This window comes from Massilia sp. W12, assembly GCF_037300705.1.
Taxonomy (GTDB): domain Bacteria; phylum Pseudomonadota; class Gammaproteobacteria; order Burkholderiales; family Burkholderiaceae_D; genus JACPVY01.
Map to the genome: position 1 here is coordinate 2,535,947 of NZ_CP147776.1, position 15,708 is coordinate 2,551,654.

At 49.7% G+C, this 15,708-nt stretch carries 13 protein-coding genes and 1 pseudogene; 9 read left to right on the forward strand and 5 right to left on the reverse strand.

The window, feature by feature from the left end:
- Nucleotides 1-14: 14 nt before the first annotated feature.
- The 8 genes and pseudogenes from V8J88_RS10245 to V8J88_RS10280 form a co-directional block, all read left to right on the forward strand.
- A complete protein-coding gene (locus tag V8J88_RS10245; RefSeq protein WP_338849382.1) occupies nucleotides 15-821 on the forward strand; it encodes a citryl-CoA lyase in 807 nt (268 codons plus the stop codon).
- A 1-nt stretch (nucleotide 822) separates the two neighbouring features.
- A complete protein-coding gene (locus V8J88_RS10250; protein WP_338849383.1) occupies nucleotides 823-1,623 on the forward strand; it encodes a hypothetical protein in 801 nt (266 codons plus the stop codon).
- A 111-nt stretch (nucleotides 1,624-1,734) separates the two neighbouring features.
- Nucleotides 1,735-2,994, forward strand: a complete 1,260-nt coding sequence (locus V8J88_RS10255; protein ID WP_338849384.1) for a sulfotransferase — start codon at nucleotides 1,735-1,737, stop codon at nucleotides 2,992-2,994.
- Nucleotides 2,995-3,065: 71 nt separating this feature from the next.
- Complete coding sequence (cysC, locus tag V8J88_RS10260) at nucleotides 3,066-3,701, forward strand: adenylyl-sulfate kinase (RefSeq protein ID WP_338849385.1); 636 nt, start codon at nucleotides 3,066-3,068, stop codon at nucleotides 3,699-3,701.
- 141 nt (nucleotides 3,702-3,842) lie between these two features.
- The gene (locus V8J88_RS10265) at nucleotides 3,843-5,981 is read left to right on the forward strand and encodes a TonB-dependent receptor (RefSeq protein WP_338849386.1); all 2,139 of its coding nucleotides are present in this window, start codon (nucleotides 3,843-3,845) and stop codon (nucleotides 5,979-5,981) included.
- Between the two features lie 303 nt (nucleotides 5,982-6,284).
- Complete coding sequence (locus V8J88_RS10270) at nucleotides 6,285-7,433, forward strand: ABC transporter substrate binding protein (protein ID WP_338849387.1); 1,149 nt, start codon at nucleotides 6,285-6,287, stop codon at nucleotides 7,431-7,433.
- 271 nt (nucleotides 7,434-7,704) lie between these two features.
- Nucleotides 7,705-8,883, forward strand: coding sequence for a cytochrome P450 (locus V8J88_RS10275; RefSeq protein WP_338849388.1), 1,179 nt, complete (start codon nucleotides 7,705-7,707; stop codon nucleotides 8,881-8,883).
- A gap of 352 nt (nucleotides 8,884-9,235) precedes the next feature.
- Nucleotides 9,236-9,546: pseudogene (locus V8J88_RS10280) on the forward strand (transposase); the annotation flags it as partial.
- A gap of 262 nt (nucleotides 9,547-9,808) precedes the next feature.
- On the opposite strand, the gene guaA reads toward V8J88_RS10280, so the two are convergent.
- The 3 genes from guaA to guaB form a co-directional block, all read right to left on the reverse strand.
- Nucleotides 9,809-11,407, reverse strand: a complete 1,599-nt coding sequence (gene guaA / locus V8J88_RS10285) for a glutamine-hydrolyzing GMP synthase (RefSeq protein WP_338849389.1) — start codon at nucleotides 11,405-11,407, stop codon at nucleotides 9,809-9,811.
- Between the two features lie 36 nt (nucleotides 11,408-11,443).
- Nucleotides 11,444-12,469, reverse strand: a complete 1,026-nt coding sequence (locus tag V8J88_RS10290) for a diguanylate cyclase (RefSeq protein ID WP_338849390.1) — start codon at nucleotides 12,467-12,469, stop codon at nucleotides 11,444-11,446.
- A gap of 86 nt (nucleotides 12,470-12,555) precedes the next feature.
- Entirely contained in the window at nucleotides 12,556-14,016 is a 1,461-nt protein-coding gene (gene guaB / locus V8J88_RS10295) for an IMP dehydrogenase (RefSeq protein WP_338849392.1), read from the reverse strand.
- Nucleotides 14,017-14,069: 53 nt separating this feature from the next.
- Between guaB and V8J88_RS10300 the strand changes: the two genes are divergently transcribed.
- Nucleotides 14,070-14,720: a DUF4124 domain-containing protein gene (locus tag V8J88_RS10300; RefSeq protein WP_338849393.1), complete on the forward strand. Its 651-nt coding sequence runs from the start codon at nucleotides 14,070-14,072 to the stop codon at nucleotides 14,718-14,720.
- A gap of 3 nt (nucleotides 14,721-14,723) precedes the next feature.
- Here the strand turns inward: V8J88_RS10300 and V8J88_RS10305 are convergent, their stop codons facing one another.
- Together V8J88_RS10305 and V8J88_RS10310 are read right to left on the reverse strand one after the other, a co-directional pair.
- Entirely contained in the window at nucleotides 14,724-15,068 is a 345-nt protein-coding gene (locus V8J88_RS10305) for an RnfH family protein (protein WP_338849395.1), read from the reverse strand.
- Nucleotides 15,069-15,082: 14 nt separating this feature from the next.
- Nucleotides 15,083-15,514, reverse strand: a complete 432-nt coding sequence (locus tag V8J88_RS10310; protein WP_338849396.1) for a type II toxin-antitoxin system RatA family toxin — start codon at nucleotides 15,512-15,514, stop codon at nucleotides 15,083-15,085.
- Nucleotides 15,515-15,708 lie beyond the last annotated feature (194 nt).

Genomic DNA, 15,708 nt, shown 5'->3' on the forward strand with positions numbered 1-15,708 from the left:
GAAAAGGGATAAAAATGGGCGACATGAAGTTCAAGACAGAAATCTGGAAGGAAAGTGCAGCCGCAGACAATCCATTCACTGCGGAGACTGTGCTTTGCTGCGGATATGACGTGTATGGCGATTTATTGGAAAAAATCGGCTTTTTGGAATACTTATATTTGTTGGTGCGACGTCAAAAACCAAGCCCTGTCGATATTCAAGTATTGCAAATACTATCTGTTGCACTGGGAAACCCTGGCCCGCGCGATCCCTCTGTACATGCCGCAATGTGCTCGGGAGTCGGGAAATCGCCAGCCAGCGCAACGATGTTTGCCGCATTAGCTTGCGGTTCAGGTCAATATGGTGGTGGTCATGAGATACTGCTTTGCATGCAACGCTGGCAGAAACTTGGGCAAGACCTGACAGCTTGGCAAAACCAATTAAGCGCCCCTCCGCCGCGCGCACGCGAATTGGTATGGCCCGATCCTGAGCACCCGCCAGGTTTTTGCGCACATGATAAAACATGCGCTAAACCGGTATTGCAAACAATGCAAGCATTGTGCAAACACCTGCCGCAGGGAAATCTTGCCTGGCTGGCCGTTCATCAGCAAACACTCGAACAATCTGCGCAACGTGCATTTTCAATGTCAGGAGTAGCTGCCGCGACTTTCCATGATCTGGGCTTTGATCAATTTGAAGCAGAAATGATCTATATGCTGCTCCGCTTGCCAGGCGCAATGGCTCATGCACTAGAGCAAAGTCGCCTGACATTCCGTCAATTTCCGTATTTTGAGCTCGAATTGCTCAATGATCCAGGCAATACAGCAGTTCAGGAGAATTGATATGTCACAACATCCACTTGAAGCATGGTGCGGAGCGATTCCGACCAAGATGGGGCAAGCATTTCCTGGTGAGCGCGTGGTTTTTCGAGGGTTTGACTTACATGTTGATTTATTTGACATGTCATGGCTGGAACTCAATCTGTTTGGCATTACTGGAAAGCGCTTCACACAGGCCGAACTGAAAGTTCTGGATTATGTGCTGGCTTGCACCAGCTACCCTGAACCCCGTATTTGGAATAATCGCGTTGCAACCTTGGCAGGAACAGCTCGCACCACCAGCACGCAAGCTATGGCTGCCGCCTGCGCAGCTTCTGAAGCACAATTATTTGGCTTACAAATTCAACATATGTGCGGCGATTTTTTATTCCGCTGCCTGGCCAATAAAAATGCTGGCGGTGATTTGAAAACTTTTCTGCAAGATGAAATTGAAAAGTTTAAATATATTAAAGGATATGGGCGGCCGATTGCCGCGATGAAATTAGATGAACGTATACCTGCGGTGTTTCGTAAAATGCAAGAAGTGGGAATTTCGCCCGGACAATACACCAATCTCGCATACGAAGTCGAAGAATGTCTGCAATCTATCTCGCCGGGCTTTAAAGCAAATTATGCCATTATTGCCTCAGCCATTGTGATGGATCTTGGACTCTCAGTGCGCGAGTTAACTTGTTATATGTTTATAATTTTTGTAGCAGGAATGAGCCCTTGCTATTTAGAAGCACTGGAAAGACCAGAGGGCGCAACGTTTGCTATGAAATGCGATCAAATTGAATATACTGGACCGGGATTAAGGTCGTGGTGACTGCATAAAAACAATTATTGCAATTCTGTTGCAGAATCACATGCTGCCACACTTTTTCAAAAATGCAACCATCGCATGGTTTGCTTCATTTTCTTCTGGACAGGATAGATCATGGATACCACACCCAGCAGCCATTACCATACTGAGGCAGTAAAAAATTTCAACCAGGATGCAAGAAGCAAGGGTTGGATTCCACATCAATTCCAACTTGATGCGCTCATGCAAAAAGCTAGAAATGAAACTGGTCTTCAAAAATTTGAGGATGAAAGTTTTATACCAACGTTGGAAAAATTAATCTACTCACTGAATAAAAGTGCGGAGTTGAATCCATTCGGCGAAATGGTTGTGCTAAGCAGCATCATTGAACCATTAAAAACAAGATTACGCGCAGACGATTGCTTTAAAAAACATCCGGAAATATTGGACTACCCGATTCAAAATCCTATATGCATCATTGGGCCACATCGCTCTGGCACAACCCGCATGCATAGAATGATGGCGACAGATCAGCGCTTACAATTTCTCGCCACTTGGGAAGGCATGAGTCCAGCGCCTTATTTGGATTCTCCCGACCTTGGTCGCGCTCAGCGTTATCAAGAGATCACTCAAGCACTCGGCGGTATGCTCCCCTGTTATGGTGAGGCATTTATTGCTCATCCAATGCACCCTGACTGGCCAGAAGAAGAAATGCTCCTATTGAATACCAGCTTTTTAAGCTTCTCATTTCTTGGTAACTCCTATATTCCTGAATTTTATCAATATTTCTTGCATGCAGAAAAAGACCATGCTTATGCTTACATGGTAAAACTAATGAAACTGATTTCCTGGCAACGCAAGGATCCACCATCCAAACGTTGGCTTTTAAAAAATCCTCAGCATATGTTGGATCTGTGTACAGTTAATAAGTTCTTACCAGATATCAAAATGATATTTCCGCACCGTGATCCATTGAAAACAGTTGGATCAGTTATTTCATTAATGTGGCTTTTTTGCCGTCAAAATACGGATGCGCCACGCCGTTGGCAAATGAAGGAGGTTTGGTGGGATTACTGCCAGCAAAGTGCCCGCCGAGCCATCGAGGCACGTGAAAATTTACCCGCCAATCAACAGTTGGATGTTTATTATCAGGATATCAACCACAATTGGAAAGATGTAATGCATAGGGTATATGAATTTATAGATCTTCCCTTCGATGGCAAAACAGAGGCAGGTTTGCAAGCTTGGTTGCATGAAAGTGAAAAGGAAGCCCATCATGTTGGGCACAGCTACACATTGGAAGAATTCGGCTTAAGTACTGCTGAAGTCGAGTCAGCCATGCAATTTGTACGTACGCGCTACAACACTGCCTATGAAGCTAAAAAAAATCCGTAACAACAGGCGTCCCTCCTGAAAAGATAGGCATACTTGAGCTGTCTCAGTTATGTCCCCAGGGATAAGGAGCAATGAAAATGGATAAAAAACTAACAGATCAAATTCTGGAACAACATGTCAGTCAAGATGTCACATGGCAGCAAAGCAAGGTGCATGCAGAAGAACGCGCCAACCTGCTGCATGTTGAACCTGCGACTGTGTGGCTGACTGGCTTATCTGGCTCAGGAAAGTCAACCCTTGCGTTTGAGCTGGAGAGAAGATTGATTGCTGGCGGGCACTTGGTCTATGTACTGGATGGAGACAATATACGCCACGGTCTCAGTCGTGATCTCGGCTTCTCCCCCCAAGATAGAACTGAGAATATTCGTCGGGTTGCTGAAGTGGCCAAACTTTTCAACGAAGCTGGCATGCTCATTATTACTTCTTTCATCTCCCCATATCGGGAAGATCGCGAATTGGCCCGTGCAATTATTGGTCGGGAGCGTTTCATTGAAACCTATTTGTGCACCAGCTTACAGGTTTGCGAGCAACGTGATCCCAAAGGCTTATATCAAAAAGTGAGGGATGGTAAGATCCAGGAATTTACCGGCATCAGTGCACCATATGAAATTCCAGAATCCCCAGAAGTTACATTGGATACTGGCCGGCTCAGCATAACAGAGAGTGTTGCATGCATTATGCAACAGCTCACTCCCCGTCTACATTGATTCGCTTTCTGTAAGGAGCAATTTTTGCCGGCTTGCAGGCCGGCTTCTTGTTTTATGTTGCAAAAAACCAGCACTGTTGCCCCTTGTATCACGATTCAAGGATACACTGGTCACTTGTCCAACCCCGCCCGGAAGACGATCATGCAGACCCTGACCTACACTAGATTTGCGTTTGCGGTACTTCTCCTGACTCAGTCATATTCTGTGATTGCCCAGCAAAATGATAAATTAACACAGAAAAATGACGAAGAAGAGTTAAGCTTGGTATATGGAGATAAATCAACAGTTTCGATTGCAACCGGCAGCAAACAATCTATCAGGCGGGCGCCAGCAGTCGCATCAGTCATTACAGCTGAAGACATAGCTGCTATGGGGTACCATGAGTTGTGTCAAGTCCTATCAACTGTGCCGGGCATCAGTTGCCAACTTGATGGTTTGGCAACTGCAAACAAAATTGGACTGCGTGGTTTAGGCTTAGGATCTGCAGTAAATACATCAACCTTGCTGCTGCAAAATGGCGTTAACCTTGCCACACAATATTCTGGAGATCGAAATTCGATGGCAGCAGAAATGCCTGTCCGCAGCATAAGCCGTATTGAAATCATACGAGGCCCCGGCTCAGCTTTATATGGTGCAGACGCATATGCCGGCGTCATCAATATTATTACAAAAACAGCTGCAGAAATTCCTGTTGCTGAAATTGGGGTAAATGTCGGCTCTCAAAAAACAAGAGAATTTTGGTGGTTACATGGTGGAAAAATCGGAAAAGTTGAAATTGGCACTTATATTCGAGCAAAAAAAACTAATGGCAATTCTGAAGTCATTACAGCAGATGCAGCAACAAGGAATGATACAATTTTTAAAACTAAAACCAGCAACGCTCCAGGATCATTAAATAATCAATACAAGTCCATGGATCTCGGACTTGATATGGTATACAGTAATTGGCGCGTCAATGTTCAATATCAACTTATAGATGATTTAGGCTCTGGCACAGGCTATAGTTATGCATTGAATAAGCCGAATGAATCAAAAGCCAGAGTTGATCGATTGATTGCCCAACTAAATTGGAATAGCTTAAATTTATTCAATGATTTAACAATAAATACCAATATATCTTATCAAAATTTAAATAATGCATTAACCAGTCAACAGATTAACCTGCTGCCACCTGGCACCAGATTCCCAACCGGCTTGTTCCCTGACGGCATGATTGGTGGCCCGCAGCGCTTTGAACGTCATCTGCGTCTGTCAGCATATATGAATTACACTGGCTGGAAAAATCATTTGCTGCGGATTGGTGGCGGCTGGGATGATCTCGATTTATATAAAACGATTACATTCAAGAATTTCCTGCTCAGCCCGGCTGGCGTTCCGATTCCTACCGGGGAGTTTAAAGATTACGGCTCAATTCAACCGCACATTCTGCCAACCCGCCGTAAGCTTGGCTATTTATACGCTCAGGATGAATGGGAGTTTGCAAAAGATTGGGTATTAACTTCCGGGATCCGCTACGATAATTATTCTGATTTTGGAAAAACAATCAATCCCCGTTTGGCGCTTGTGTGGGATACGACACCGACTTTGACAAATAAGATACTTTTTGGCCGAGCTTTCCGCGCGCCAACATTTAATGAATCTTACGGCATCAATCCGGTCGCCAATGGCAATATCAATCTGAAACCGGAAACTATCAGCACGCTGGAGTGGGCAGGCTCCTGGCAGGCAAGCAATTCCCTGCTCCTTAACATGAATGTTTACCGCTTCAAGCGGAAAAACATCATTGTTGCGATTCCCAATGTAACTGCAGGAACCGGATCGACCTACACCAACTTTGGAAATCAAAATGGCCGCGGTATGGAGCTGGAAGTAAATTGGGACTTCAACCGCAGTTTCCGTCTCACTACCAACTATTCCTACCAACGCACCACCACCGGCGACAGCTTGGAACGTGACATCGGCTATGCGCCGCATCACAAAATTTATGCCCGTGCGGATTGGCGTTTTTCAAATAATTGGCAACTGAATACGCAATTAAATTGGGTGGCTGATCGCGCGCGCGCGGCTGGCGACAACCGCGCGCAAATTGCTGACTATAAAACCGTGGATATGATCTTGCGCACCACACGGCCATTAAACCAATGGGATTTCTCTCTTTCGGTACGAAATTTATTTAATACGAATGCACGAGATCCCAGCTTAGCGCCTGGTTTGGCTTTGCCGAATGACTTGCCGCTGCCACGTCGCACTGCGTACCTGGAAGCTGTTTATAAATTTTAAGGGTCATCACAAAAAGTTTCCCATCGGAATCTTTTTTGCCACATATACTGAAGAAAGCATATAGAGTGCTTGGCGGAAGTCTTGTATTAAAGCCAGTTTGTTGAGGTGGCTTCAATCAGATTGGTGCGATCCCTCACCTTAAATGGAGTGATATGAACACATTCTAGAAACCAGAAAACTTAATTAACAAGAAAAAAACACAGTAGAATAATGATTTTTATCAATGCGGAATATTCTGCGAATGAATCAAATCGGCGTCTCCACTGACCATGAGATGTTTTGACGACAATATGACAGGCGAAAATGGATAAGAGTAATCAAAGATCCAGCTTTTTATGGCTGTTTCTGACAGTTCTCTGCCTGCTGTATACATCTTCCCAAGCGGAGGAATCAAAAACTTTATCCAACATGGTAGCACTTTCCGCTACTGGAATTGATTCGTATTTCATTAATAGCGTAAGACATACTCAACAGCAAAATTCAGTCAACACTGAAAGCACAATCAACATACTTAATTTATTTCCAGCGAAGTATGCCAAAGTTGACTACCAAATAGCACAAGCTGACATAAAGCGACAAATCAATCCAGAAGCGATCGCCGTTGTTTTTCCAGATATCGGCGAGCCGTATCGCTCTATTTTTCTGAAAATTATTGAAGGAATAGAGGATCAATTAAAAACAAAAGTAAAATCTGTTCCTATTCCTGCAAATATGGAATCCGCTGAGCTGAATAATCAATTAAAGCGCAGTGGCGTCAAAGTGGTCATAGCCCTGGGGCAGCGCGGCTATAAATTGGCCACAGGCTTGGATCGGGATATCGGTATTGTGGTGGGAGGCGTATTGACTGTACCTGAGTCAGACCACAATCAATATACTGTTATAAGTTTAACACCAGACCCTAATCTATTATTTTCACAATTAAAAAAATTAATCCCTGGCATTAAACGTGTAATCGTCGTTTATAATCCAAACAATAGCGAATGGTTAATGCGTTTAGCACGTCTTGCCGCCAAAAATCAAGGATTGGAACTGCTTACGATTGAAGCGAAGGATCTTGCTACTGCCGCGCATCAATACGAATCTGTGTTTGCCACAGCCGATGGCCGGTTTGACTCTGTTTGGTTACCACAGGATTCGACAACTGTTGAAGAAAATACTATCATGCCCCTGGTTCTAAAAGAGTCGTGGAATAAAAGTGTCCCCATTTTTTCCAGTAACTTCCTTCATGTAAAAAAAGGGGCCTTATTCGCCTTATATCCAAACAATTTAGAAATGGGAAAATATCTGGCGCAAAATGCGCAGATACTACTTTCTGGAGATAATAGCAAACGAGGCTTGATTCCATTGAAAGATGTGCAAGCTGCTCTCAATACACGAACAGCCACTCGGATTGGCTTGGCAATCGGTCAACAAAAACAAAGAGCATTTGATTTTATTTTTCCTGAACAATAATACTCTCCTCCGCCTTTGCAAAAATTGCTTCATGCAATCCATTCTTTTAATCAATACACATTCATTTCGCCTCAAGCAGTTTGAGGCGTTTTTATCCGCCTCATGTTTGTAGAAAGAACCATACTGAACTGCATATTCGAAGAACGGCTTGTGACACATACACTGTTTACATATCGCAAAAAAGCGGGCTTGACAAGGGAAGACTGTATGATAATAATCAAGATTGAAAAGAGTATTTTCACGCCGCTTATTTCTCATAACAGGATTCACCATGGAAAATTATTATGAAAAAGATGCACCGCTGTATCCTCACTATCAAGTCATGCGGAACAGCAACCCTGTTTTTCTGAATCCAAATGGCAGGGTTTGGGAAATTTATACTTACAAAGAGTGTCTTGAAGTTTTTACCCGTCCCGATCTTTTTTCATCTGAAGTTTATACCGCGCTCGGCTATCCTGAACTACAAACTGTTGCAATGATGGATCCACCGCGCCACACAATGTTACGTAAGCTGATATCAAAAGCTTTTAGTTTAAAATTGGTCAACCAACAAGCGGATCAAATTCAGAATATGACAGACCGCTTAATTGATAAGGTAATCAGCACAGGTGAGATGGATATCGTCAATGACGTGGCGTTTCCACTACCAGTTTCAGTCATTGCCGAGATGCTGGGAATTCCAGTAAATGATCATGATTTATTCAAAAAATGGGCAGCCGCCTGCCTGGTCGTGATCGAAAAAGCCATGGGTCGGATCAAACCGGAACAACATTTGCTCGATATGGTCAAGCAAATGACCGACTACTTGTCTGCAATTGCAATTGAGCGCAGAGCATCGCCACGTGCTGATTTGATCAGTGCACTGGCAAGCGCCATTGTTGACGATGAGTGCTTAACCATTGATGAAATCGCCAATACATGCAAAGTTTTGGTAAATGCCGGTCATGATACAACAAAGCTATTGATAGGCAATGCCATGAATATGTTTTTACAGAATCCGAAGTTAGTGGATCAGGTTATGGCAGATTCTCAGGTTTTCGATATGGCCATTGATGAAATATTACGCTATACATCACCCTCACAATTCATGGCGCGGGTTGTCACCACGGATACTGAGTTGGCGGGACAACAGTTAAAAAAAGGGGATTGGGTCAAACTGTTCCTTGGATCTGCTAACCGCGATCCTAGTTTTTTCTCTGAACCGGATGTCTTTGATATCAATCGCAATCCTAATCGGCATCTGGCATTTGGCTACGGCATTCATTATTGTCTTGGCGCACCATTGGGACGTCTTGAAGCTCGAATTTGCCTGCAAACAATGTTGCGCAGATTGAAAAATATCCGCTTTAATCCGGATAAACCAAAAACACGGTTGTCGGCGCCAGTGCAATTCGGCTGGCAAGTGTTACCGGTTTTATTTGAACCGGCCGCGCCGATTTATAAAGATTAAACTTCTATACCGCCAGTTTGGGCTGTGCTCGTGGCAGTCAAAACAGGAGCATCGTTCCCGTTAATACGGGGACGATGTGAATTGAAAAATCTATATAACAAACATGCTTTGCATAATTGTGTCGTTCATTTGATTGCAGCAAAGATACTGTACGCTTGAACTCCCGAATTCGACAGTTTCCGCCATTTTCCTTTTTTTCCTCAGTCCTTCCTTTAAAAATCAATGATTTAGCTTTTTGAAAGTATGCGTCCAACCGCCCCATCTCCCCAAGCCATCAAAACCCGCGCATGCTGTGTCCATCAAACCGGAGGCGCAAGACGCACAGCAAATCACGCAACACCCGCAGGGAAGAATGGCTCGCACACATACATGCGTGGCGCTTGAGCGGGCAGACACTAACCGCGTATTGCCGTCCTCCGGTTTGCAAAAAGCCGTGATGTATAGCCTGTGCCGTTCGGCTTCGAGGGTGCGCTATGCGCGCAGCGGTGATTTGCCGATTGACAACAATGCGGCGGAAAACGCCTTGCGCCCGGTCGACATCGGACGCAAGAACTGGCTGTTTTACGGCACAGAGCGCGCCGGCCATCACGCCTCCAGCATTCTGTCATTACTCAACACAGAGAAACTCAACGGCCTTGATCCTTACGCCTGGTTGCTTGATACGCTCAACAAATTGCCTACTTGGCCAGCCAGTCGTCTGGATGAGTTATTGCCGCTTGTGCCGCACCTCAAATGTAAGCAAGTAGATGTGGGCGCATTGGGCGCTTACCTTACCTTAATAGCATGTAACCCTGTTTCAATCCCAGTTTTACCTGCGTGGACACAAAAGCGCGCCCACGCTACCTATTTCTCAAGGAACGCTAATTTACGTCGCCTGTGGCAGACTAAATTTCAGAGGAAGTTCATCTTTTTACACAATGCAAAATCACTCCCACTCAATCGTCGCCGGCGGCTTGCCCGAGATGTCATACACCACGCGATTAATCCCCCGCACTTCATTAATGATGCGATTCGACACGCGGCCAAGCAATTCATGCGGCAGGTGCGCCCAGTGCGCTGTCATAAAATCTTGCGTTTGCACCGCGCGCAGCGCCACCACGTATTCGTAAGTGCGGCCATCGCCCATCACGCCGACGGATTTCACCGGCAGGAAGACGGCAAAGGCCTGGCTGGTGGCGTCGTACCAGTTTTGCGGCAGGCTCTCGCCGCCCAGCGGCAAATCCACCTTGGTGTTGCGCAATTCCTGGATGAAAATCGCGTCCGCTTCGCGCAGCAGGTCGGCGTATTCTTTTTTGATTTCGCCCAGAATGCGCACGCCCAGACCCGGGCCGGGGAATGGATGGCGGTACACCATTTCATGCGGCAGGCCCAGCGCCACGCCCAGTTGGCGCACTTCGTCTTTGAACAGTTCGCGCAGGGGTTCCAGCAATTCAAATTTCATGCCTTCCGGCAGGCCGCCGACATTGTGGTGGCTCTTGATGGTGTGGCCTTTTTTGCCCTTGCCCGCGCTTTCGATCACGTCCGGATAAATCGTGCCTTGCGCCAGCCATTTGGCGTCAGTCAGCTTGGCGGCTTCGGCATTGAAAACTTCAACAAATTCGCGGCCAATGATTTTGCGCTTTTGCTCGGGGTCGGAAACCCCGGCCAGCTTGCCCAGGAATTGCTGTTCGGCGTCAACGTGGACGATTTTCACGCCCAGGTTTTTGCCAAACATATCCATCACCATCTTGCCTTCATCTTTGCGCAGCAGGCCATGATCGACAAAGACGCAGGTGAGTTGGTCGCCGATGGCGCGGTGGATCAGGGCCGCCGCCACTGAGCTGTCCACGCCGCCGGACAGGCCCAAAATGACTTGATCCTTGCCGACTTTGTTGCGGATCATGTCCACTGCTTCGCTGATGTAATCCGGCATATTCCAGTCGGATTTGCAGCCGCAGATTTCATGCACAAAACGGCTCAGCATGGCTTTGCCCTGCACCGTGTGCGTGACTTCCGGGTGAAATTGCACGGCGTAGAAGCGGCGCGTTTCATCCGCCATTGCGGCGATGGCGCAGCTCGGGGTGGAGCCCATCAGTTTGAAGCCGGGTGGCATTTGGGTGACGTGATCGCCATGGCTCATCCAGACTTTCAACATGCCATGCCCTTCCGGCGTGACGAAGTCGTTGATGTCTTTCAAGAGTGCGGTATGGCCGTGGGCGCGCACTTCAGCGTAGCCGAATTCGCGCACTGTGCCGTGGTCGGCGGCGCCGCCTAATTGCTCGGCCATGGTCAGCATGCCATAGCAGATGCCCAGCACCGGCACGCCCATTTCAAACACCGCTTGTGGCGCGCGTGGCGAGTCGCCTTCCTTGGTGGAGGCCGGGCTGCCGGAGAGAATGATGCCGGCCGCGCCGTAGTTGCGGATGTAATCATCATCCACATCCCATGGCGCCACTTCAGAAAACACGCCGGCTTCGCGCACGCGGCGCGCGATCAGCTGGGTGACTTGGGAACCGAAATCAAGAATCAGGATTTTGGAATGCATGGCGGCTTTCATTTCTAGGTAAAAAATTCGATGCGTTCATCTGGCGGCGCCAACTTTATCGGGGCGCGCTTGCACGATCTGGTTATGTCCGTTCTTTTTGGCGGACAGGCGCGCTTCATCGGCCAGATTGATCAATTCGTCCAGCGTGGCTTGCGGGTAGAGGTCGGTGGAGACGGCGCCCATGGCCAGCTGAAAATACAGGCTGTCATTGCCTGCGGCTTCGGGTTCGGTAATGATGGCCTGGCGCATGCGCGAGGCGATTACCGCCGTGGTTTTATACGAGGCGCCGGGCAAAATGACTAAAAAGGTTTCCTGCTCATAGCGCCCCAGCGCATCGCTGGGACGGATGCAGGAACGCAGGCGGCTGGTGAATTTGAGCAGCACATTGTCTGACATGGCGTGCCCATAGCTTTGCTTGATTTGCTGCCAGGAAGCCAAATCGGCCAGGATCAGGGCCAGCGGTTTGCTTTCGTTGTAGCAGCGTTCCAATTCGGAGGCCAGCATGCGGGTGATGGCGGCGCGGTTCCATGCCCCAAGCAGCGGGTCGATCATGGATTCGCGCCGCAAACTGCGGTTTTTACGTTGCAAATCCTGCTGCAAGGCGGCCATGCCGAGCAGGCGTAACTCACGTTCGGCGCAATTGCCCAGATCGGATAGTAATTGGCGCTCGATAGCGCCGGGTTCGCGCACGGCGTAGCCGATGATGTGCAAGCTGCCGACCAGGGCATGTTCTTCATCAAACAGCGGCTGCATCATATAGCTGCGGATATAGGGTGCGCCCTGCACGGCTTTATGCACCGCCAGGGCCGGCGTTTGCCGCGCGTCCGGGGCGATGATGGCTTCGCCGCTGGCCGGGATGCTGTCGCAAAACGCCAGTTCCAGCGCGGACAAGGGGCCTTGCATGGCCTGGGCGGCGTCTTCCAGACCTTTGATGCGGATAATGCAATTGGCGGCATTGAACAGGTGCTTGCCGATGCGCGCGACGCCTTGCAACTGCGCAAGCAGGATCTCGCCTGGAGTGGCGCTGGACAAACGCAAGCTGGTGGTCGGCAAGTTTTCCATATTCAAGTCCGGCTGTGCCGCCGACAGGCATGCAAGGCCTGCAGGCGGCTGGCGGCGCCAAGACGCCGCCCTGACTTAAGGGTACATCAGTCTGCGCGGTAGTTCGGCGCTTCTTTGGTGATTTGCACATCGTGCACATGCGATTCACGCATGCCGGCGGATGTGATTTCAACAAATTCGGCGCGCGAACGGAACTCTTCCAGTGAGCTGCAACCACAATAACCCATCGAAGAGCGCAGGCCGCCCACCAATTGGTACAGAATCGCCACCACGCTGCCTTTGTATGGCACGCGTCCTTCAATCCCTTCCGGCACCAGTTTTTCCGCATTGCTGGCGGAATCCTGGAAGTAGCGGTCTGCTGAGCCTTCCGACATCGCGCCCAGGCTGCCCATGCCACGGTAGGATTTGTAGCTGCGGCCTTGGTACAAAATCACTTCGCCCGGCGCTTCTTCGGTGCCGGCGAACATCGAGCCCATCATCACGGTCGAGGCGCCGGCGGCGATCGCCTTGGCGATATCGCCGGAGAAACGCACGCCGCCGTCAGCGATGCAGGGCACGCCTGTGCCTTCCAGCGCTTCAGACACATTCGAGATGGCGGAAATTTGCGGCACGCCGACGCCGGCCACGATACGGGTGGTGCAAATCGAGCCGGGACCGATGCCGACTTTGACCGCATCCGCACCGTGTTCCACCAGCGCGCGCGCGGCGGCGGCGGTGGCGATATTGCCGCCGATGACTTGCACATGCGGGAAGCGTTTCTTGACCCATTCAACACGGCTCAACACGCCTTGGGAATGGCCGTGGGCGGTATCGACCACCACCACGTCCACGCCGGCGTTGACCAGCAGCTCGATGCGCTCGTCATTGTCGGGGCCGACGCCAACAGCGGCGCCGACCAGCAGTTTGCCCTGCTGGTCTTTGGAGGCCAGCGGATGTTCGGTCGATTTCTGGATATCTTTGACGGTGATCAGGCCGCGCAACTCAAACGCGTCATTCACCACCAGCACACGCTCTAAGCGGTGTTTATTCATCAAGCGCTTGGCTTCTTCGGTGTCGGCGCCTTCTTTGACGAACACCAGCTTGTCGCGCGGGGTCATTTTGGCGCGCACTTCGGCGTGCAATTCTTCTTCAAAGCGCAAATCGCGGTTGGTGATGATGCCCACCACGGTATTGCCTTCCACCACCGGGAAGCCGGAGATGCCATATTGCGCTGTCAGCGCGATCACTTCGCGGATCGTCATGGTGGGCGGAATCGTGATCGGGTCGCGCAGCACGCCGGATTCAAAACGCTTGACCCGCGCCACTTCGCGCGCTTGTTGTTGCGCAGTCAGGTTTTTGTGAATGATGCCAATCCCGCCTTCCTGGGCGATCGCAATCGCGAGGCGCGATTCAGTCACCGTGTCCATAGCGGCGGAGACCAGCGGGATATTCAGGGAAATATTGCGCGTCAAGCGGGTGCGCAGGGAAGTTTCTTTAGGCAGGATGTTCGAGTAGGCTGGCACGAGCAGCACGTCATCGAAGGTGAGTGCTTTTTGTAAGAGACGCATATGGATTCCTATAAGCGCAAAAGCGAATTATACAGAAAGCTGACAATATCTGCTTGCCGGGCCTTGAATTTAGGGGTATTTTCATAGGGCGCAGCGCCCCGCCCTGCCCGTACACGGCTATCCCGCTGGCGAATTTCGTCTTCATTTCATGGCAAAATAGCGTCAAATTCACCTTATTCCGTGCAAAAATGAACACACTCCCCCGCTTCAAGCATTCCCTCAGCCTGCTCGTCCTGAGCCTGTTTTGCGCTGCCGCGCCGGCGCATGCGCAATATGTCTGGCTGGATGAAAAAGGCGTGAAACAGTTTTCTGATCAACCGCCGCCGGCCTCGGTGCCAAAGAACAAAATTTTGAAAGCGCCCGGCGTGAAGAAAATCGATCCGGCGCCGCAGGGCGATGCCGCGAGCGCGGAAAAACCTGAAGCCGCCAAATCTTCCGCCCCGCCCAGCACGGCTGATCGCAATACCGAATTCAATAAACGCCAAAAGGAAGCGGCGGATAAGGAGAAAAAATCGCAGGAAGAATCCAAGCTGGCGCAAGAGAAAAAGCAAAACTGCCAGCGCATGCGCAATTATCAGCGCACCCTTGAAGATGGCGGCCGCATCAGCGGCCACAATGACAAGGGTGAGAAAATCATCTATGACGAAACGCGGATTGCCGAAGAAAAACGGCGCGTCAGGGAAGCGTTAAGCGATTGCAATTGAGTCTTATGCCGGCGGCCGTTTCTGATTCGGCTGCCATTTTTTGGGGCGCGGCGTATGTTCGGCGCGCCTTCTGCGTGACTCTTTCGGGTCGGCGATCAAGGGGCGGTAAATCTCCACCCGGTCGCCATCCTGCAGCACGGCGCCCGCCGGCTTGAGCTTGCCATACACCCCCAGCTTGAGTTGCTCCACTTCGGTCTCTGGCAGCAGGGCCAGCAAGCCGCTTTGCCGAACCGCGTCTGCAATGCTGCTGCCGGCGGGCAGCAGCAGCGCTTTTTGATGGATTGCCTGCGGCAGCGCATACACGACGCTGATGGCAATCTGAGCCGCCTGGTTTGATACGTCTGACATGGATATTCCTTGATTCATCGATACAATTTTTCTGCGCGTTTGCAAAACGAATCCACAAAACTGTTGGCGATCACGCCAAACACGGGGCCAATCACCTGCTCCAGCAAGCGGCTGGAAAATTCATAGCGCAGCATGAATTCGACCTTGCAGGCGTCTGCGCGCAAGGCGCGGAAATGCCATTGCCCATCCAGGCTTTTAAACGGCCCATCGACTAAGCGCATATGCATGCTGGAATGCGGGGTATTTGTGTTTTCGGTGGTGAAGCTCTGTTGTACGCCGCGATAATGGATGGCGAGTGTGGCGATCAGCCGGTTTTCCTCCGGTCTTTGCACCTGCACCCCGCCGCACCAAGGCAAAAACTCGGGGTAGGATTCAACATCCCCGACTAAACGATACATCTGTTCAGCGCTATAGCCGAGCAGCACCGATTTGTGTACGACTGCCATTGCCTGCTTTCTTCTGATGGGTTATGTCCCATTCGGTTGATCCGGTATTCACTTTACGACAAGCCGCAGGCGCGCCTGCGGTTTGCGTTATCATTGCATTTTGCCCGGGCGCACATGGCGCTTATCTGTCGCCCGCGCCGGGCTGCATGCCCATTTTGCAGAAGTTTAACCCAGCTGCCACGATTTTCCATCTC